Origin of the sequence: Plantibacter sp. CFBP 13570 (genome assembly GCF_014841395.1) — a bacterium.
Lineage (GTDB): Bacteria > Actinomycetota > Actinomycetes > Actinomycetales > Microbacteriaceae > Plantibacter > Plantibacter auratus.
On sequence record NZ_JACYTW010000064.1, the window covers coordinates 1 to 19,095 of the forward strand.

The following is a 19,095-nucleotide window of genomic DNA, read 5'->3' on the forward strand; positions in this document are numbered from 1 at the left end:
TCACTCGACGGTGTGGCCACGTGTGCGGCCGTCCCCGCGGTCACGCCGGCACCCAGGGCCGCCGTCTCCGCGCCGTCGACCGCGTTCCGCGGCTCGCCGCTCGACGGGGCGGTCGCGACCGAAGCCGTGTCATGCGGGTGGCTGCGCTCGAGCGCGGCACCCTCGACGTCGACGTTCGGCAGGATGCGGTCGAGCCACTTCGGGATCCACCAGGCGCTCTTCCCGAGCAGGTGCATGACCGCCGGGATGAGGAGCATGCGGACGACGAACGCGTCGACGAGCACGCCGAACGCGAGCCCGAACCCGATCGACCGGATCATCGCCGAGTGGGAGAAGATGAACCCGCCGAAGACGGAGATCATGATGATCGCCGCCGCCACGACGACCGTCCGGCCGGCGTGCAGCCCGCGTTGGACCGCCAGGCGCGCCGGGGCACCGTGGGCGAACGCCTCGCGCATGCCGGAGACGAGGAACAGCTGGTAGTCCATCGCGAGTCCGAAGAGGATGCCGATGAGGATCGTCGGCAGGAAGCTCAGGATGGGTCCCGGGTCGTGCACGCCGAACACCGGGCCGAGCCAGCCCCACTGGAAGATCGCCGTGATGCCGCCGAAGGTCGCCGCGAGCGACAGCATGAAGCCGAGCGTCGCCGTGAGCGGCACGAGGATCGAGCGGAACACGAGGATCATGATGATCAGCGACAGGCCGACCACGAGCGCCAGGTAGAGCGGGAGCGCGTCGGACAGCTGCTTCGAGACGTCGATGTTGCCGCTCGCACTGCCGGCCACGCCGAGCTCGACGTCGCCCGACAGTGGCGAGAGGTCGCGCAGGTCGCGGACGAGCTGCTCCGTGGAGACGGCGTTCGGGCCCTCCTTCGGGATCACCTGGAAGGCGAGGACGGAGTTGTCGTCCGAGGCGCCCACCGGCGCGACGGCCTTCACGTCGTCCTGGTCGGCGATCTCCTGGCCGATCCGCACCTGCTCCTCGAGGACCTCCTCGTCGGTGGCGGCGTCGGGCAGCGTGGCGACGACGAGCAGCGGACCGTTGACGCCGGCACCGAACTTGTCCTCGATGAGCGCGTAGGACTGGTACTGCGTCGAGTCGACGGCCTCCGAGCTGCCGTCCGGCAGGCCGAGGCGCATGTCGAGCGCGGGGATCGCGACGACGCCGAGCACGACGAGTCCGGCGACGAGCGTGCCGACGGCCCGCAGCGTGCCCATGGGCTTGGTCGGGACGGCGTCCGGACGCGGCGTGCCGATGGTGCCGCGTGCCTTCCGGCTGAGGATGCGGAGGCCGAGCAGCGACAGCAGGGCGGGCGTCAAGGTGACCGCGAGCAGGATCGCGACGGCGACGCAGATCGCGCCGACAGTGCCCATCAGGCCGAGGAACGGGATCCCCGTGACGTTGAGCGCCAGCAGCGCGACGAGGACGGTCGATCCGGCGAAGACGACCGCGTTCCCCGAGGTGCCGTTCGCGAGGCCGATGGACTCGTGCAGTTCGACGCCCGCGAGCAGCTGCTTGCGGTGCCGGTTCAGGATGAACAGCGAGTAGTCGATGCCGACCGCGAGCCCGAGCATGACGCCGAGCACCGGCGTGATCGAGAGCATGTCGACGACACCCGAGAGCGAGAGCGACGCGGTGACGCCGACACCGACGCCGACGATCGCGGAGACGAGCGGGAGCGATGCGGCGATGACCGTGCCGAGCATGACGAGCAGCGTGATCGCCGCGATGATGAGGCCGATCGCCTCACCCACCCCGAACAGCTGCGGCAGGCTCTGCGCGAGCTCGTTCGAGAACTCGACCTCGACGCCCGACGGGACGTCCTCCTTGACCTGGTCGATGACCGACTGCTTCGTCTCCGGCGTGACCTCCTGCTGACGCTTGTCGAAGACGACGTTCGCGACCGCGGTGGTGTCGTCGGTCGAGACGGTGCGGATGCCCGAGGAGAGGTCGAGGAGCTGGGAGGAGAGTTCGAGCTCCGTGCTCTGCTCGTCGAGCTTCGCGAGGTTCTCGGTGATGGTGGCCTGCTGGGCGTCGAGCGCCGTCTGCTGCTGCGTGATCGCGGTCTGCTGGGCGTCGAACTGGGCCTGTGCGGCGGCTGGGAGCGTGCCGCCGGCGGCCTGCTGCGCCTGGGCGAGCGCGGCGCTCAGCTGGGTCTGCGCGTCGGTCAGCTGCTGCTGTCCGGCGTCGAGCTGCGTCTGGCCGTCAGTCAGCTGGGTGCGGCCGTCGTCGATCTGCGTCTTGCCGTCGGAGATCTGCTTCGCCTGGTCGGCGATGGTCTCCTGCGTCTCGAAGGGGTTGACCGTGGAGTCGACGCCCTTGAGGTCGGCCGTCTCGTCGAGCAGCTCACCGATCGCGGTCTTCTGGCTGTCGGTGAAGGCGTCTCCGTCCTTCGTGTGGAACACCATCGCCCCGGTGCCGCCGGAGGCGCTCGGGAACGACTCCTCGAGCTGGTCGGTGACCTTCGCGGTCGGCGTACCCGGGATGGTGACGGCGCTCGAGAGGGTGCCGCCGAAGGCGAGGAACGCGCCGACCGAGATGCCGAGGATCACGATCCAGGAGATGAGGACGGCCCACGCGCGACGCGCGGAGAAGCGTCCGAGGCGATACAGCAGTTCAGCCAAGGGAGTCTCGATTCTTCGGGAGGTGGTGCTGGTGACGTGTGCGGGGACGGAGCGGGAAGCGGATCAGTGCGTGGACGCGTAGCCGGTGCGGACGCTCGCGATGAGCCGTTCCAGCAGGTCGGTCCAGAGGGCACGGGCTTCATCGTCCGTGGTGGCGCCGGTACTCGCGATCCAGTGATGGGCGAGCACTTCGACACCGTGCATGAGGGAGGACACCAGGAAGCCGGCCTCGAGTTCGTCGACGTCGGTGTTGCGCTCGGCCAGTTCGTGGGCGAGCTCTTGTGTGGTGCGGGAGAAGGTGGCCTGGAACAGCTGCTGCGGGCGCGAGTCGTCGGGTGCGAAGCCGCCGAGCGCGTTCCAGAGGAAGGCGATGACGCGGGGGATGTCGGTCGTGCGGAGCGCTGCGGCGACGTCCTCGAACATCGAGACGCGCGACCCCGGGCCTGCCGGTCGGGCGTTGACGGCGGACCGGAAGCTCTCGATCACGACAGCCAGCTCCTCGGTGCAGGAGGTGGTGACGAGGTCGTCGATCGAGGAGAAGTGGTTGAACACCGTGCGGCGCGAGACGTCGGCGCGCTCGGCGATGACGTCGACGTTGAAGCCGGCGATGCCCTGCTCCGCGATCATGACGCGGGCGGCGTCGAGGATCGCCCGATGGTGGCGCGCGCGGAGGGCTGCGCGTCGATCCTCGGCGGGGGCGGTGGTGGACACGTGGGTACACTACGTGCACCGATGCACTCAGTGCAACTTGTTGACGCGGTGTTCACCGATCTGTCAGGAAGGTGCGCTGACTCGCCCGAATCTGCACGAATATCCGCGACTTTCGTGCAGGAACGGGCGACTCAGCGACGCCGGGACGGGTGCCGGGGTGGACGGACGGTCGGGTCGGGTGGACTGGGCGTCGGGTGGAGGGGTCACGGCTCCGGCAAGCTGAGAGCATGACGACAGACGAGAAGCTCGACGCACCACGAACGGGCTCGGTCCCCACGACGAACGCAGCCGCGTCCGACGCCCCGCGCACGCGGACCGCCTGGGCGGCCGTCGCCGTCATGATGGCGACGAGCTTCGTGCTCGTGCTCGCCGAGTTCCTGCCGCCGAGCCTGCTGCCGTCGATGGCCGCGTCGCTCGGGATCACCGAGGGCCAGGCCGGCCAGGCCGTCACCGCGACGGCGTTCATCGGCTTCCTCACGGCACCGACGATCGGGATCCTCGTCCCGCGACTCGACCGTCGCCTCCTGCTCGTCCTGCTCGCAGCGGCCGCCGCGGTGTCGAGCGCGCTCGTCGCGATCTCCGCCGACTTCGTGATGCTGCTCATCGCCCGACTCCTGCTCGGCGCGGCCCTCGGCGCCTTCTGGGCGATGTCGATCGCGATCGCCGCCCGACTGTCCGCGCCGCACCACCTCGGTCGGGCGATCATGCTCGTGAACACCGGCACCACCGTCGCGACGGTCGCGGGTGTCCCGGTCGGCACCTACCTCGGTTCGGTCATGGACTGGCGCCTCATCTTCGCCGGCGTCGCGGTCATCACCGCGGTGGTGGCCGTCGCGCTGCGGCTCGTCCTCCCGCCCGTCGCGCCGGCTCCGTCGAGCGGCGGTCTGCGGTCACTCGTCGACACGCTCCGGGTCCCCGGCATCCGCGTCGGCCTGACGGGGCACATCCTGACCGTCCTCGGGCACTTCATCGCCTTCACCTACATCCGGCTCGCGATCGAGCGGGTGCCCGACCTCGACGCGGCCGGTGTGGCCGTCCTCCTCGCCGCGTTCGGTCTCGGCGGCGTGGTCGGCAACTTCGTGATCGGACTCCTCGTCGACCGCCACCTGGCGGCCCTGCGCTACGTCGTCCCGGCCTTCATCGGCGTCTCGATCGCGCTCGTGACCCTGTTCCCGGGGCAACCCTGGATCGTGACCATCGCGATCACCACCTGGGGCATGGGCTTCGGCGCCTGGCTGACGACCCTGAGCACGTGGATGGGTCGCCTCGTGCCGGACCGCATGGAGTCCGGTGGTGGACTCGTGGTCGCGGGGTTCCAGCTCGCGATCACCGTCGGTGCCGGTGCGGGTGGACTGCTCGTCGACGCGGTCGGCATCGTCCCAGCGCTCACGGTCGCGGCGATCTCCGCGATCGTCGGCGGCATCGTGTTCGGGTCGGCGCGCACCGCGCGGTGATGCCGAGGGCGGTCCGACCGAGCACCTACGCGGCCTGCGCCGCCTCGGCACGCCAGCGCGCCGGCGTGAGGCCCGTGTACCGCTGGAAGGCGCGCGCGAAGCCGTCTTCGGACACGTAGCCGAGCGCGCCGGCGAGCTCGGCCACGGAAGCGTCGCCCGTGAGGATGAGCCCCTTGGCTGTCTCCATGCGAACGGTCGTGAGGTAGGCGCGCGGCGTGTGCCCGACGACCTCGCGGAACCGCTCGGCGAACGCCGACCGCGACATCATGGCGATGCGGGCAAGCGTCTCGAAGGTCCATGGTCGCCCCGGTTCGGCGTGCAGGGCGTCGAGGACCGCGCCGATGTGCGGGTCACCGATGCGCTGCAGCCAGCGATCCGGAGCGCAGCCGGCCTCGTTCCACGTGCGCAGCGCGGCCGACACGATCGTGGTCGCGATGCGGCTGCAGATGACGGTGTCGCCCGGCCGCGGACGACCGGCCGCCTGCGGGCAGCCCATGCCTTCGATGAGCGCCACCATCGAGGGCTCCTGCCCGGCGAAGTCGGCGACGTACAGGTGCTCGGGCAGCGTCTCCGCCACCTGTTGGCGCTGACCCGGCGGGGTGAAGGCGACGTCGAGGAGTTCGGCGTCCTCGAGTGCGAGCACCGTCGTGGCGTGGGCGCGCGGGAAGAAGACGAGGTCGCCGGCGTCGAGGTCGCGGGCACCGTCGGCGGCGGTGAGGCGAACGCGCCCGCTGGAGAGGTAGACGAAGCCGGACGCCGTGTGCGGTCGCCGCAGCGGTACGCCCGCGGCCAGGCGGTCGCGGTCGGTGCCGTGGATCGTCCACTCCAGGCTCGCGAGAGCGCGATCGAAGGTGTCGATCGTCGACGCTGGAGGGGTCGCGGTGAGGGTCACACCGATGCGAACGCGATCGCGTCGCCGGATGTTCCGCGACCCTGCCCGCTGAGTCGCCCGGATCGGTCCGATTTCGGCGTGGATCCGAGCAGATTCGGGCGACTCGGTCGCGGCTAGCGCCCGTCCACCACGGACATGAACCCCGCGAAGGCGAAGGCGGCGGGGATGAAGTAGAGCAGCGTGCGGGTGACGAGCCAACTGACCGCACCGACGGCCACCCAGATCGCATGGAAGCGCGCCCGGACGGTGAGGCGCCGGCCCTCCTCGCCGACGACCGTCTCCTTCCGGGTCCAGACCTGCTCAGCCTCCATGGCGTCCCGCGCCGCCTCGAGGACGCTCTCGGCATCCTGCCCCGCCACCCGTTCGTCGCGGTACCGCTCGGCCCTCGTGATGAGACGCGGGACGAGGTCGGTGAGGATCGCATCGATGGCGACCCAGGGGGCGGCGTACGAGAAGTCGGCGGCCGGCTTACTGAAGAAGACGACCCGATCGTCGACCATCTCCACGTTGTAGTACGCCGCGGTGCTGACGAGCGACGACATCACGTCGGGGGTCAGCACGTATCGCGCGTCCGCTCCGTACCCGGACGGCGCGTAGACGCGGAACCACCGGTCGAAGTCGCCCTCGAGGGAGATCTGCAGACCCCGGTCGACGCCCGGCGGCAGATCGCTGCGCACGGTGTCGTTCGTCGTCGCATCGAGCAGGAGGTGCGGGAGGGGTGCCGGCAGCCGCACCACGAGGTAATGCCAGTCCCTCGACCGCTTCACGTCGTCGACCAGGTTGCCGAACTCGATGTTCCCGCGGACGAATCGCGGATACGACTGCACCTGTGGTCCCGGCGTGGAGATGAACGCGTTGTTGTACTTCCCCGTCGTGGTGATGAGCGAGGAGAACATCGCCCGACCCTTCGGTTGCTCCTCGAAGCCGTTGGCCACCGCCGTCAGATGGGTCCGCCATCCGGCGAGACGCGCCTTCGGCGACGGCGGGCGTCGCGACCAGCGGTACAGGAACCAGGCACCGACGAGCAGCCCGACGAGGACGAGCGCGGCGACGACCAGGCCGATGACGTCGTCAGGCTCGACGCGACGGTCGTGGTATTCGTCGACGCTGACCCCGACCGAGACGAGCGCGATCGCCAGGTACCAGAGGACGAGGCTGAAGTAGAGATGGAAGAGCACTCTCCGCCCGGTGGGCACCCGTTTGGGCCGGCCGGAGCGACGCTCATCCGCCATCGCCGCGGCGACCTCGTGTTCGGGCGCCGTCAGCCACCGCAGTTCCACTGATCCAGATCCCCTCGACGCCCTCGGCCTCCCAGCGTAGGGCAGGGCGACTACCGGCTCGCAGCGTTGACGACGGCGCGGACCGACGCCTCCAGCACGGAGCGATGGCGCCCGGCTGCCCACACCGTCTCCGCCCCGCGGCGGATCTCCAGGAGGGTCAGGGCCTCGGCGCCACTCCCGGCACTGAGCGAGGTCTGATGCAGGGAGACGATCTCGACGTGGACGCCGTGGTCGGCGAGGAGACGGGTCGCCGCCTCGACCGGACCGACGTCGGCGAAGGTGGCCTCATGGCGGTCCCCGTCGATCCGGAGACCGATCGTCGTCCGCGAGGTCTCGCCGGTCGTCGCCACATCGACCTCGAGCAGCTCGACCCGAGACGGCGTCGCAGACAGGTAGCTGCGCTCGAACGCCGCGAGCAGCGCCTCGGCGTCCAGTTCGCGACCCGTCTCGTCCGCCTGCTGCTGGACGCGACGCGAGAAGTCCACCTGGAGACGACGGGGCATCTCGATGCCGTAGTCGCGTTCGAGCAGGTAGGCGATGCCGCCCTTGCCGGACTGCGAGTTCACGCGGATGACCGCCTCGTAGCTCCGGCCGAGGTCCGCGGGGTCGACCGGCAGGTAGGGCACCCGCCACGGGAGGTCCTCCGGGCGGCTGCCGGTGGCCTCAGCCCGCGCTCGGTGTTCGGCGAAGCCCTTCTTGATCGCATCCTGGTGCGTCCCCGAGAACGCGGTGTGGACGAGCTCGCCGACGTACGGGTGGCGCGGGTGGATCTCGATGCGGTTGCTGTGCTCCACGACCCGACGGATGTGGTCGATGTCGGAGAAGTCGATCATCGGATCGACGCCCTGCGCGTGCAGGTTGAGCGCCAGGTTCGCGAGGTCGACGTTGCCGGTCCGCTCGCCGTTGCCGAAGATGCACCCTTCGACGCGTTGGGCGCCAGCGAGGACCGCGAGCTCAGCGCACGCGATCCCCGTGCCGCGGTCGTTGTGGGGGTGGACCGACAGGATGACGGCGTCGCGGCGGTCGAGGTTCCGATGCATGTACTCGATCTGGTCCGCGTAGACGTTCGGGCTCGCCGCTTCGACGGTGGCGGGCAGGTTGAGGATCACCGGGCGGTCCGGAGAGGCGTCCCACAGGGTCGTCATGGCGTCGCAGAGTTCGAGGGCGTAGTCCGGCTCCGTCAGGTTGAAGACCTCCGGGGAGAACTCGAACCGCACCCCGTCGAGGTCGCCGGCGAACTTGAGGACGTCGGAGCCGCCGGTGAGGATGAGCGCGCGGAGTGAGTCGCGGTCGTGTCCGAGGACGACCTCCCGCCAGAGCGGCGCCGTCGCGGTGTACAGGTGGATGACGACCGGGTTCCGGATCCCACGGATCGACTCGACCGTGCGCTCGATCAGGTCGCGGCGGGCCGGTGTGAAGACGACGATCGTGACGTCCTCGGGGGCGATGTCGGTCTCGGCGATCAAGCGGACGAAGTCGTAGTCGGTCTGCGAGGCGGAGGGGTACCCGACCTCGATCTCCTTGTACCCCATGGTGACCATCAGCTCGAAGAACGCCCGTTTCCGCTCGGGGTCCATGGGCTCGGCGAGCGCCTGGTTGCCGTCGCGAAGGTCCACCGGCACCCAGAGCGGCGCCTCGGTCAGGCGCCGTGACGGCCAGGTGCGGTCGAGGAGCGGGACGTCCACCCGCGAGTACAGGTCCTGGTACCGGTGGGACGGCATCTGCGAGTGGCGCTGGCGATTCCAGCTCGGCGCGGAGGACGGAACGGGGCCGGCGGGTGTGGAGAGTCGGGAGTCTGCGGGGATCACGCGGTAACGCTAACACAACTTGTCAGACAAGCTGAGGACTAGGATCGACACATGGACACCGTGCACCGTGAATCACTCTCCGACCAGGTCGCACGCTTGCTCCTGCAGCGCATCCAGGCCGGCGAGTGGGAGATCGGCCAGAAGTTGCCCGGCGAGACGACCCTGGCACCGCAGCTCGGCGTCGGCCGCTCGACGATGCGCGAGGCGATCCGCCAGCTGGCCGGCCAGGGCGTGCTGTCGACCCGGCAGGGATCGGGGAACTTCCTCCGGTCGCGCACGCCGGTCCAGGATTGGGACGCACTCGTCCTGCGGACCGCGATCGGCTCGGTCATCGAGGCGCGCATCGCCATCGAGTGCGAAGCGGCGGCCCTCGCCGCGCAACGCCACACGGCGTCCGATCTGGCCGCCATCCGGGCAGCGCTGGCCCATCGGAACACCGATCGCGCGACCATCGAGGGGCGGGTCGACGCCGACACGGCGCTCCACCGGAGCATCGTCGCCGCGAGCGGGAACGAGATCCTCACCGAACTGTTCGACACCTTCGCCGAGCGCAGCCGCGAGGCGATGATCCAGATGCTCCGCCTCAGCGGCGAGCCGGGGACGGACCACGACCAGCTCGTCCACGAGCACATCGTGCAGGCGGTCGCCGATCGCGATGCCACCGCGGCGTTCGACCGCAGCCGCACCCACCTCGTCGCCCTCCGCGACGGGTTGACCCGTTCGGACTGATCGCAGCGCGCGCGCGACTATACGCCTGTCGGCGCGCGCATGACAGGCCCCCACGGGAGTCGGCCGGCAGGCGCAGGCTGAGCGCGAGTACCGCTCCGCCGGGGCGGGCACCGAGCACTGCACCAACGCGCCGATCAGGCGTCGAACCAGTCCTCGCGGGGACAGGCGGGAACACGCAGCATGTCGAAGACTCCGAACCGGAACAAACCACCGAAACGCATCCGCAAGGACCGTTACGAGGCCGAGCTGGAACGACTGCAGATCGAGCTCGTCACGATGCAGCGCTGGGTGATCGAGACCGGCGCGCGGGTCGTCGTGGTCTTCGAGGGCCGAGACGCCGCAGGCAAGGGCGGCGCGATCAAGCGCATCGTCCAATACCTGAACCCACGGTCCGCCCGGGTCGCGGCCCTGCCCACACCCGGTGAGCAGGAACGTGGTCAGTGGTACTTCCAGCGCTACATCCAGCACCTGCCCACGGCGGGCGAGATCGTGCTGTTCGACCGCTCCTGGTACAACCGTGCCGGCGTCGAACGGGTGATGGACTACTGCACCCCTGAGCAGTACCGGCGATTCCTCCGCCAGACCCCCGTGTTCGAGCGGATGCTCGTCGAGGACGGCATCATCCTCGTCAAGTACTGGTTCTCGGTCTCCGACGACGTCCAGGAGCAGCGGTTCCGCTCGCGACTGGACGACCCCATGCGCCGCTGGAAGCTGTCCGACACGGACCTCCAGTCGATCACCCGCTGGGAGGACTACTCGCGGGCCAAGGACGAGATGTTCGAGGCCACCGACCACGCGGACGCGCCCTGGTGGACCATCGAGAGCGACGACAAGCGGGCGTCGCGGTTGAACGCCATCGCCCATCTGCTCTCGCAGGTCCCCTATCAGCACCGCGACCCGAAGCCCATCGACATCCCCGACCGACCAGGCTCCGACACCTACGAGCGACCCGCGCGAGAACGGTACCGGTACGTGCCCGATCACGCCCACACGCTCGGGCACTGAGCATCGCGGGCACTGCACGTCGCGGAGGAGGGACGGCCCGCGTCAGTCGACGCTCAGGGCCCCCTGGCGCGCGCGGTGGGCGCGGACCCGACCCCGACTGGCACAGGCCGGTGACGGACACCAGTGGCGCCTGCCGGAGGTGTCGAGGAACACCCAGCGGCAGTCGACCTCGGCACACTGACGCAACAGCTCCCGGTCCGGCCCCTGCAGCATGACCAGCGCTTGGACGGCGATCGCGGCGAGCGCCGCGGCGAGCGTGACGCCGGCCTGAGCGGGACCGCTCCACAGCGCTCCGGCCGACCCCGACGCGTGTCCACGCACCTGCGCGAGATCGTCCGGGGCCGGTTCGCGCCCGGCGACCGACGCCATCGCCAGCTCGCGGAGCGACTCCCGCAGCCTCACGAGGCGATCGAGGTCGTCGGCGCTCAGCTCGCCATCCACACCGAACCCGACCAGGCCGAGCCACCGATGCCCCGCCTCGGGCGTCCCGATCCGCTCCACCGGCCGCGTTCCGAAGCTCTGTCCCTGCGTGGCGAGCAGGTTCAGCCAGGTGGCTCCGCCGTCGAAGCGGAAGTCGGTCTCGGTCGTCATGGTTCGAGTGTAACGTGTCAACCGTTACACCAGGGAAGAACGAGGGAACGACGATGCGGGGAGAGACGATGCACGAGGTGTTCGATGTCGCGGCCGGCCGCGAACGACTGGCGGAGCTGCAGGACGAGACGACGACCGCGGCTTGGCGCGCGACGGTCGATGCGGCGGCGCCGGGCTTCGACGAGTGGATCGTCGGCGCCGTGTTCGGTGGGACCTATCAACGCGACGGCCTGACGCCGCGCGACCGACAACTGCTCATCATCGGTGCGCTGACGGCGCTCGGCGGCGTCGACCCACAACTCAGCGGTCACCTCACGACGTCGCTCCGGATCGCGATGACCCGGACCGAGCTCGCCGAGGCGCTCGTCCACCTCGTGCCGTATGTCGGGCTGCCCCGGGTGATGGCGGCCCTGCGGCTCCTCCCCGAGGCGGCGACCGAGCCACCGGCGACCGACCGCGACGACGACGCCCGGTGACCCGGGTGCGGCTCGAGACCCGGGTGATCCGCACGGTGCTCGGCGACATCGACCCGGCCACGGCGGGCGTGGTCGACTCCCACGACCACCTCTTCCTCCGGACACCGGTCCTGGCCGGTGACGACCTGGTCGACGAGCCTGACGCCACGACCGCGGTCGCGCGCTTCGCAGCGGTGGGCGGCAGGACCGTCGTCCAGTGGACGCCTCGGGGTCTCGGACGCGGCCTCCCGGCACTTCGGCGGATCAGTGCGTCGAGGGGGGTCCACGTCGTGGCAGCGACCGGACGACATCTGCGACGCGTCTACCCCGACGGCGCTGCGGAACCCACGCGCTCGGCCGACGAGCTCGCAGCGGCGTTCATCGACGACGTCGACCGCCACCGGTGCGGACTGATCAAGATCGGTGTCGGCCCCGACCGCCTCGCCGAGGACGAGCGGGACGCGTTGCGGGCCGCCGCAGTGGCGCATCACGCCACCGGAGTGCCCATCGCGGTGCACCTCGAGCAGGGAGCCGCGGCCGACCTCGTCCTGGCCGCGCTGGACGCAGAGGAGGTGGACCCGAGGTCCATCGTCCTCGGGCATCTCGGCCGGAACCCTCACGTCGAGCAGATCCTCCAGGCCGCCCGCTCCGGCGCGTGGGTATGCATCGACGCACCGTCGCCGGGCCACCCGATGGACCCCGCTCGACTGGCGCGGGTCCTCGAGAACCTCATCGACGACGGGCACCTGCCCGCGCTGCTCCTCGGCGCCGACACGACCACGTCCGCCTCCCGCGTTCGGCCGGAGGAGTACGGTCCGGCGGCGCTCCTGACGACCGTCGCACCGCAGTTGGCGCAGGCCCTCGGCGCGGAAGCGGTGTCGACGATCACCCGCGACAACCCCGCCCGCGCGTGGGCGTTCGAGCCCAGTGATTCGACGCCGGAACAGAAAATCAGCCCGCGCCTTTCGGCAACGGGCTGATCATGATGACTCCAGCGTAACGGACGGAGACGTGCCGAGGAGCCTGGCGGCATTCGGCCTGTGGACAACACCACCCCGTAGGGAGGTCGTGAGGATCCACGCGGAAGGCGTATGGAAACCGTGAGGACCGCCGTCGGAGGTCGCTGACGGGTGTTGGCTCTGAGCTGTCCCGAACGGGACGCAGCACCACGCACCCGCACCACGCACCCACTGGAGTCCTCTTGCTCGACCTCGTCTACGTGCTCGGCGTCATCGCCGTGTTCGCTCTGGTCGGCCTCGTCGCCCGGGGAGTGGAGAGACTGTGATCGTCTTCGAACTCCTCGCCGCCGTCCTGGCCGTCGCCGCCGTCGTGTACCTCGTGTACGCGCTCGTGAAACCCGAGAGGTTCTGATGCAGACCCTCTTCGCGATCCTCCAGGTCTCGACCCTCGTCCTGGTCCTCGTGCTGCTCTACCGTCCGCTCGGTGAGTACCTCGCCCGGGTGTACACCTCGAGCAAGGACTTCGCCGTCGAGCGCGGCTTCTATCGTGTGATCGGTGTCGACGCCCGCTCCGAGCAGACCTGGCAGGCCTACCTCCGCGGGGTGCTCGCCTTCTCGCTCGTCGGCGTTCTCCTCGTCTACGCCCTCCAGCGTGCGCAGGCCGTCCTGCCCTTCGCACTCGGCCTCCCCGCCGTCCCCGAGGGCCTGTCGTTCAACACGGCCGTGTCCTTCGTCACGAACACCAACTGGCAGTCGTACTCGCCCGAGGTCACGATGGGCTACACCGTGCAGCTCACGGGCCTCGCGGTGCAGAACTTCGTCTCCGCCGCCGTCGGCATCGCCGTGGCCATCGCCCTCGTCCGAGGCTTCGCGAGTCGCCGCAGCGGCACCATCGGCAACTTCTGGGTCGACCTCACCCGCGGCACCCTCCGCGTGCTGCTGCCGCTCTCGGTCGTCATGGCGGTCGTGCTCATCGCGGGCGGGACCATCCAGAACCTCAACGGCTTCACCGACGTCACGACCATCACGGGCGCGACGCAGACCATCCCCGGCGGACCGGTCGCCTCGCAGGAGGCCATCAAGCTCCTCGGCACGAACGGCGGCGGGTTCTTCAACGCGAACTCCGCGCACCCCTTCGAGAACCCGACCGCCTGGACGAGCCTCGTCCAGAACATCCTCATGCTCGCGATCCCGTTCTCCCTGCCGCGCACCTTCGGCCGCATGGTCGGCGACCACAAGCAGGGCTACACGATCCTCGCGGTCATGGGCGTCATCTTCCTCGCTTCGTTCTCGATCCTCACGGCGCTCGAAACCCGCGGCCTCGGAGCGGCACCGATGGCGGCCGGCGGTGCGATGGAGGGCAAGGAGCAGCGTTTCGGCGTCTTCGCCTCGACGCTGTTCGGCTCGACCTCGACGCTGACCTCGACGGGTGCCGTCAACTCGATGCACGACTCCTACACGGCACTCGGCGGCATGATGCCGATGATCAACATGATGCTCGGCGAGATCGCTCCCGGCGGCGTCGGTTCAGGCCTGTACGGCATGCTCGTGCTCGCCGTCATCGCCGTGTTCATCGGTGGACTGCTCGTCGGCCGGACCCCGGAGTACCTCGGCAAGAAGATCGGCCCGCGGGAGATCAAGCTCGCGAGCCTGTACATCCTCGTGACGCCGACCCTCGTGCTCGCCGGCACCGCTCTCAGCTTCGCCATCCCCGGCGTCCGCTCGGATGTGGAGACGACGTCGATCTGGAACCCGGGCCTCCACGGCCTCTCCGAGGTCCTCTACGCCTTCACCTCTGCGTCGAACAACAACGGTTCCGCGTTCGCCGGCCTCACGGCGAACACCCCGTGGTTCAACACGGCACTCGGCGTCGCGATGCTCCTCGGTCGCTTCGTCCCGATCGTGCTCGTCCTCGCGCTCGCCGGTTCGCTGGCCGCACAGGACCGGGTGCCGTCGACCGCCGGAACGCTCCCGACCAACCGGCCGCAGTTCGTCGGCCTCCTCACCGGTGTCGCCGTGATCATCACCGCACTCACCTACTTCCCCGTACTCGCGCTGGGTCCCCTGGCGGAAGGGCTGTCATGAGCCACGTCCGCGACGCACACCGCGTGATCATCACCGCACTCACCTACTTCCCCGTACTCGCGCTGGGTCCCCTGGCGGAAGGGCTGTCATGAGCCACGTCCGCGACGCACACTGCGTGATCATCACCGCACTCACCTACTTCCCCGTACTCGCGCTGGGTCCCCTGGCGGAAGGGCTGTCATAAACCATGTCCACCACGCACACGCTTCCCGCGCCGGCGGAACCCGAGCAGGAGCAAGACCACCACCACGAGCCCGCGAAGGCCGCGTTCGGTCCGGCGCAGCTGCTCGCCGCGACCCCGGGTGCCTTCCGCAAACTCGACCCGCGGCTGATGGTCAAGAACCCGGTCATGTTCATCGTCGAGGTCGGCGCGGCACTGACCACCGTCCTCGCGATCGCCGAACCGTTCCTCGGTGGTGCGCAGGAGTCCGGCGGCTCGGCCGTGCCGGCGTCGTTCACCTGGGGCATCGCGATCTGGCTGTGGCTCACGGTCGTCTTCGCGAACCTCGCTGAGTCCGTCGCCGAGGGACGCGGCAAGGCGCAGGCCGACAGCCTCCGCAAGACGCGCACCTCGACCATGGCGAACCAGGTCACGGCCTATGACGCCTCGGCGGATCCGTCCGCGGAGCACGCCGCCATCGGCCAGGTCTCCTCCGCGGACCTCACCCTCGGCGATGTCGTCGTGGTGACCGCCGGCGAGCTCGTCCCGGGCGACGGCGACATCGTCTGGGGCATCGCCTCGGTCGACGAGTCGGCGATCACGGGCGAGTCGGCCCCGGTCGTCCGCGAGTCCGGCGGTGACCGCAGCGCCGTCACGGGCGGCACCCGCGTGCTGTCCGACCGCATCGTCGTCCGCATCACCTCGAAGCCCGGTGAGACCTTCGTCGACCGCATGATCGGCCTCGTCGAGGGTGCGGCGCGGCAGAAGACGCCGAACGAGATCGCGCTCAACATCCTGCTCGCGAGCCTGTCGATCGTGTTCGTGGTCGTGGCGCTGACGCTCAACCCGATCGCCTCCTATGCGGCGGCTGCCGTCAGTGTCCCGGTCCTCATCGCCCTGCTCGTCTGCCTCATCCCGACGACCATCGGCGCCCTGCTCTCGGCGATCGGTATCGCCGGCATGGACCGACTCGTGCAGCGGAACGTGCTCGCGATGTCCGGCCGCGCGGTCGAGGCCGCCGGCGACGTCACGACCCTGCTGCTCGACAAGACCGGCACCATCACCTACGGCAACCGGCAGGCGGTCGAGTTCATCGCCCTCCGCGGGGTCACGCCGGAGGAACTCGCGCAGGCCGCCGCCCGGTCCTCGCTCAGCGACCCGACGCCCGAGGGCAAGTCGATCGTCGACCTCGCGGCCGAGCGTGGCATCCACCTGGACGGGTCCGGGGCCGGCGAGATCGTCCCGTTCACCGCGCAGACCCGCATGAGCGGCCTCGACCAGCCGGACGGTGCACAGATCCGCAAGGGCGCAGGCTCGGCCGTGCTGGCCTGGGTGGATTCGTTCGGCCCCCTCGCCGAGGCGACCCGCGCCGAGCTCCAGGAGCACGTCGAGGCGGTGTCCGCCGGCGGCGGCACCCCGCTCGTCGTCGCGCAGACCGACACCAGCGGCACCGCGCGGGTGCTCGGCGTCGTCCGCCTCAAGGACGTCGTCAAGGCCGGCATCGCGGAGCGGTTCGCCGAGCTGCGCGCCATGGGCATCCGCACGGTCATGATCACGGGTGACAACCCGCTCACCGCGAAGGCGATCGCCGCCGAGGCCGGAGTCGACGACTTCCTGGCCGAGGCGACGCCCGAGCAGAAGCTCGAGCTCATCCGCAAGGAGCAGGAGGGCGGCAACCTCGTCGCGATGACCGGTGACGGCACGAACGACGCTCCGGCGCTCGCACAGGCCGACGTCGGTGTCGCGATGAACACGGGCACCTCCGCTGCGAAGGAGGCCGGCAACATGGTCGACCTCGACTCCGACCCGACGAAGCTCATCGACATCGTCCGGATCGGCAAGCAGCTGCTCATCACGCGAGGCGCGCTCACGACGTTCTCGATCGCGAACGACGTCGCCAAGTACTTCGCGATCATCCCGGCCATGTTCGCCGGGGTGTTCCCGGGGCTCGCACTGCTCAACATCATGCAGCTGCACTCCCCCGCGTCGGCGATCCTCTCGGCGATCATCTTCAACGCCATCATCATCGTGATCCTGATCCCGCTGGCCCTCCGCGGTGTGAAGTACCGACCGCTCAGCGCCTCGAAGGTCCTCAGCCGCAACCTGTTGGTCTACGGGCTCGGTGGCGTGATCGCGCCGTTCATCGGCATCAAGCTGATCGACCTCGTCGTCACCCTCATCCCCGGCTTCTGAGCCGACGACCCAGATCAAGCTGATCGACCTCGTCGTCACCCTCATCCCCGGCTTCTGAACCTCACCCAGCACACGAAAGCAGACAGAACATCATGAGTGCATCCCGCAGCGGCATCGCCCAGTACTGGGTCGCCATCAGGGCCATGCTCGCCCTCACCGTCGTCCTCGGCGTCGGCTACCCCCTCATCGTCACCGGCATCGGGCAGGCGACGATGTCCTGGCAGGCGAACGGATCCGCCGTCACCGAGGGTGGCACGACGGTCGGCTCAGCGCTCATCGGGCAGTCGTTCACCGACGCCGACGGCAAGCCGCTGCCGCAGTGGTTCCAGTCGCGTCCGTCGGCGGCCGGCGACGGCTACGACGGTGGCGCGTCGAGCGGCAGCAACCTCGGGCCGGAGAACACCGACCTCGTCGCCTCGATCGAGGAGCGCCGCGCGGCCATCGCCGCCTTCGAGGACGTCGATCCGTCGAGCATCCCCGCCGACGCGCTGACGGCTTCCGCGTCCGGCCTCGACCCGCACATCAGCCCGGCCTACGCACTGCTGCAGGTGCCCCGTGTCGCCGCCGAGCGCGGCCTCGACGAGGACGAGGTCCGTGCCCTCGTCGAGCGCCTGACGCAGGGCCCCGACCTCGGCTACCTTGGGGAGTCCACGGTCAACGTCCTGCAGCTCAACCTCGCCGTGGCAGGACTGGACGGATAACCATGCAGCGCGGACGACACAGCGCGGCCCCCGGGGTCGGCAGGCGGAGCGCGATGCTCCAGGAGAACTGAACACCATGCAGCGCGGACGACTCCGGGTGCTCCTCGGCGCGGCCCCCGGGGTCGGCAAGACCTACGCCATGCTCGAGGAGGGGCACCGCCTCGCCGGGGAGGGCGTCGACGTGGTCGTCGCGGTCGTCGAGACCCACGGTCGGGCCGCGACCGCTGCCCTGACGGAGGGGCTCGAGACGCTGCCGCGTCGGGGCGTCGAGCACCGGGGCGTGACGCTCGACGAGATGGACCTCGAGGCCGTCCTCGCACGCCACCCCGGACTCGCGCTCGTCGATGAACTGGCCCACACGAACGCCCCCGGCTCCACGAAAGAGAAGCGCTGGCAGGACGTCGAGGCCCTGCTCGCCGCCGGTGTCTCCGTGCTCTCGACGGTCAACATCCAGCACATCGAGTCGCTGAACGACGTCGTCCGGCAGATCACCGGGGCGCCGCAGCGGGAGACGATCCCCGACGCCGTGCTGCGGGCGGCCGACCAGATCGAACTCATCGACCTCGCTCCACAGGCCCTCCGCGACCGGCTCGCCGGCGGCCGGGTCTACCCGGCCGAGCGGATCGACGCCGCCCTGTCCAACTACTTCCGCCTCGGCAACCTCACGGCACTGCGCGAGTTGGCGCTGCTGTGGCTGGCGGACGAGGTCGACTCCGCCCTCCGCGACTACCGTGCCGAGCACGGCATCGACAGCACCTGGGAGGCGCGCGAGCGGGTCGTCGTGGCCCTCACCGGCGGGCCGGAGGGCGAGACCCTGCTCCGGCGCGGCGCCCGGATCGCTGCCCGCTCCTCCGGTGGCGAGCTCATCGCGGTGCACGTGACGACGCAGGACGGCCTCCGCACCGCGAACCCCGGCGCGCTCGCCCAGCAGCGAGCGCTCGTCGACACCCTCGGCGGCACCTTCCACCAGGTCGTCGGCGACGACGTGCCGCGCGCGCTCGTGGACTTCGCGAAGGCGGCGAACGCGACGCAGCTCGTCATCGGCGTCAGCCGGCGCAGTCGCCTGTCCGCCGCTGTCACGGGGCCCGGCATCGGCAACACGGTCATCCGCGAGTCGGGGAACATCGACGTCCACATCGTCAACCACGAGGCGGCGGGCGGCCGGTTCCGACTGCCGAAGCTCGGCGGCGCCCTGAGCGCGCGGCGCCACATCGCTGGCTTCGCGCTTGCGCTCATCGGCGGGCCGCTCGTCACCTGGCTCCTCCACCTCGCCCGTACCGAGGAGTCGATCACGAGCGAGGTGCTGTCCTACCAGCTCCTCGTCGTGCTCGTCGCGCTCGTGGGAGGGTTCTGGCCGGCGGTGTTCGCGGCCGTCCTGTCGGGGGTCACGCTCGACTTCGTCTTCGTCCAACCGCTCTACACCGTGACCATCGACGATCCGGCGCACC

General features: G+C 70.0%; 17 protein-coding genes. 11 read left to right on the plus strand and 6 right to left on the minus strand.

Annotated features, from left to right (window positions below; all coding sequences use genetic code 11):
- Together IFT89_RS16745 and IFT89_RS16750 are read right to left on the minus strand one after the other, a co-directional pair.
- Positions 1–2,624: MMPL family transporter (locus tag IFT89_RS16745; protein ID WP_202939519.1), on the minus strand; the 2,624-nt coding region annotated here is incomplete at its 3' end.
- A 63-nt stretch (positions 2,625–2,687) separates the two neighbouring features.
- Complete coding sequence (locus IFT89_RS16750; protein WP_064296018.1) at positions 2,688–3,335, minus strand: TetR/AcrR family transcriptional regulator; 648 nt, start codon at positions 3,333–3,335, stop codon at positions 2,688–2,690.
- A gap of 227 nt (positions 3,336–3,562) precedes the next feature.
- On the opposite strand from IFT89_RS16750, the gene IFT89_RS16755 reads away from it, so the two are divergent.
- Positions 3,563–4,789 carry an MFS transporter gene (locus IFT89_RS16755; RefSeq protein WP_202939520.1) on the plus strand — a complete coding sequence of 409 codons (1,227 nt, stop codon included), beginning with the start codon at positions 3,563–3,565 and terminating at the stop codon, positions 4,787–4,789.
- Between the two features lie 25 nt (positions 4,790–4,814).
- Here the strand turns inward: IFT89_RS16755 and IFT89_RS20865 are convergent, their stop codons facing one another.
- The 3 genes from IFT89_RS20865 to IFT89_RS16770 form a co-directional block, all read right to left on the minus strand.
- Positions 4,815–5,681: a helix-turn-helix transcriptional regulator gene (locus IFT89_RS20865; RefSeq protein ID WP_202939521.1), complete on the minus strand. Its 867-nt coding sequence runs from the start codon at positions 5,679–5,681 to the stop codon at positions 4,815–4,817.
- A gap of 113 nt (positions 5,682–5,794) precedes the next feature.
- Positions 5,795–6,961 (minus strand): hypothetical protein, encoded by a 1,167-nt coding sequence (locus IFT89_RS16765; RefSeq protein ID WP_202939522.1) that lies wholly within the window; start codon positions 6,959–6,961, stop codon positions 5,795–5,797.
- A 50-nt stretch (positions 6,962–7,011) separates the two neighbouring features.
- Positions 7,012–8,682 (minus strand): 2-isopropylmalate synthase, encoded by a 1,671-nt coding sequence (locus IFT89_RS16770; protein WP_213014314.1) that lies wholly within the window; start codon positions 8,680–8,682, stop codon positions 7,012–7,014.
- A gap of 138 nt (positions 8,683–8,820) precedes the next feature.
- Between IFT89_RS16770 and IFT89_RS16775 the strand changes: the two genes are divergently transcribed.
- Together IFT89_RS16775 and ppk2 are read left to right on the plus strand one after the other, a co-directional pair.
- A complete protein-coding gene (locus tag IFT89_RS16775; protein WP_202939523.1) occupies positions 8,821–9,498 on the plus strand; it encodes a FadR/GntR family transcriptional regulator in 678 nt (225 codons plus the stop codon).
- A gap of 180 nt (positions 9,499–9,678) precedes the next feature.
- Entirely contained in the window at positions 9,679–10,503 is an 825-nt protein-coding gene (gene ppk2, locus IFT89_RS16780; protein ID WP_202939524.1) for a polyphosphate kinase 2, read from the plus strand.
- A 42-nt stretch (positions 10,504–10,545) separates the two neighbouring features.
- Here ppk2 and IFT89_RS16785 read toward each other — a convergent pair whose 3' ends face one another.
- On the minus strand, positions 10,546–11,094 hold the full coding sequence (locus IFT89_RS16785) for a CGNR zinc finger domain-containing protein (protein WP_202939525.1): 549 nt from the start codon (positions 11,092–11,094) through the stop codon (positions 10,546–10,548).
- A 53-nt stretch (positions 11,095–11,147) separates the two neighbouring features.
- Between IFT89_RS16785 and IFT89_RS16790 the strand changes: the two genes are divergently transcribed.
- From IFT89_RS16790 to IFT89_RS16825, 8 genes are all read left to right on the plus strand, one after another.
- Complete coding sequence (locus tag IFT89_RS16790; RefSeq protein WP_244650776.1) at positions 11,148–11,570, plus strand: carboxymuconolactone decarboxylase family protein; 423 nt, start codon at positions 11,148–11,150, stop codon at positions 11,568–11,570.
- Entirely contained in the window at positions 11,567–12,529 is a 963-nt protein-coding gene (locus IFT89_RS16795; RefSeq protein ID WP_202939526.1) for a hypothetical protein, read from the plus strand. The genes IFT89_RS16790 and IFT89_RS16795 overlap by 4 nt, the downstream gene beginning before the upstream one ends.
- A gap of 301 nt (positions 12,530–12,830) precedes the next feature.
- On the plus strand, positions 12,831–12,920 hold the full coding sequence (kdpF, locus tag IFT89_RS16800; protein ID WP_056009336.1) for a K(+)-transporting ATPase subunit F: 90 nt from the start codon (positions 12,831–12,833) through the stop codon (positions 12,918–12,920).
- A complete protein-coding gene (kdpA, locus tag IFT89_RS16805) occupies positions 12,920–14,593 on the plus strand; it encodes a potassium-transporting ATPase subunit KdpA (protein WP_192004347.1) in 1,674 nt (557 codons plus the stop codon). The genes kdpF and kdpA overlap by 1 nt, the downstream gene beginning before the upstream one ends.
- Complete coding sequence (locus IFT89_RS16810; RefSeq protein ID WP_202939527.1) at positions 14,590–14,685, plus strand: potassium-transporting ATPase subunit KdpA; 96 nt, start codon at positions 14,590–14,592, stop codon at positions 14,683–14,685. The genes kdpA and IFT89_RS16810 overlap by 4 nt, the downstream gene beginning before the upstream one ends.
- Positions 14,686–14,780: 95 nt before the next feature.
- Entirely contained in the window at positions 14,781–16,946 is a 2,166-nt protein-coding gene (gene kdpB, locus IFT89_RS16815) for a potassium-transporting ATPase subunit KdpB (protein ID WP_202939528.1), read from the plus strand.
- A 92-nt stretch (positions 16,947–17,038) separates the two neighbouring features.
- On the plus strand, positions 17,039–17,647 hold the full coding sequence (gene kdpC / locus IFT89_RS16820; RefSeq protein ID WP_079704772.1) for a potassium-transporting ATPase subunit KdpC: 609 nt from the start codon (positions 17,039–17,041) through the stop codon (positions 17,645–17,647).
- Positions 17,648–17,723: 76 nt separating this feature from the next.
- Positions 17,724–19,095 (plus strand): sensor histidine kinase (locus tag IFT89_RS16825; RefSeq protein ID WP_202939529.1); only part of this gene is annotated, 1,372 nt, incomplete at its 3' end.

Bases quoted from the DNA above. Each gene is read 5' to 3' on its own strand.
- IFT89_RS16755 (WP_202939520.1), top strand. From the start codon at position 3,563: ATGACGACAGACGAGAAGCTCGACGCACCACGAACGGGCTCGGTCCCC.
- IFT89_RS16770 (WP_213014314.1), bottom strand. From the start codon at position 8,682: ATGCCGTCCCACCGGTACCAGGACCTGTACTCGCGGGTGGACGTCCCG.
- IFT89_RS16775 (WP_202939523.1), top strand. From the start codon at position 8,821: ATGGACACCGTGCACCGTGAATCACTCTCCGACCAGGTCGCACGCTTG.
- ppk2 (WP_202939524.1), top strand. From the start codon at position 9,679: ATGTCGAAGACTCCGAACCGGAACAAACCACCGAAACGCATCCGCAAG.
- IFT89_RS16785 (WP_202939525.1), bottom strand. From the start codon at position 11,094: ATGACGACCGAGACCGACTTCCGCTTCGACGGCGGAGCCACCTGGCTG.
- IFT89_RS16790 (WP_244650776.1), top strand. From the start codon at position 11,148: ATGCGGGGAGAGACGATGCACGAGGTGTTCGATGTCGCGGCCGGCCGC.
- kdpA (WP_192004347.1), top strand. From the start codon at position 12,920: ATGCAGACCCTCTTCGCGATCCTCCAGGTCTCGACCCTCGTCCTGGTC.
- IFT89_RS16810 (WP_202939527.1), top strand. From the start codon at position 14,590: ATGAGCCACGTCCGCGACGCACACCGCGTGATCATCACCGCACTCACC.
- kdpB (WP_202939528.1), top strand. From the start codon at position 14,781: ATGTCCACCACGCACACGCTTCCCGCGCCGGCGGAACCCGAGCAGGAG.
- kdpC (WP_079704772.1), top strand. From the start codon at position 17,039: ATGAGTGCATCCCGCAGCGGCATCGCCCAGTACTGGGTCGCCATCAGG.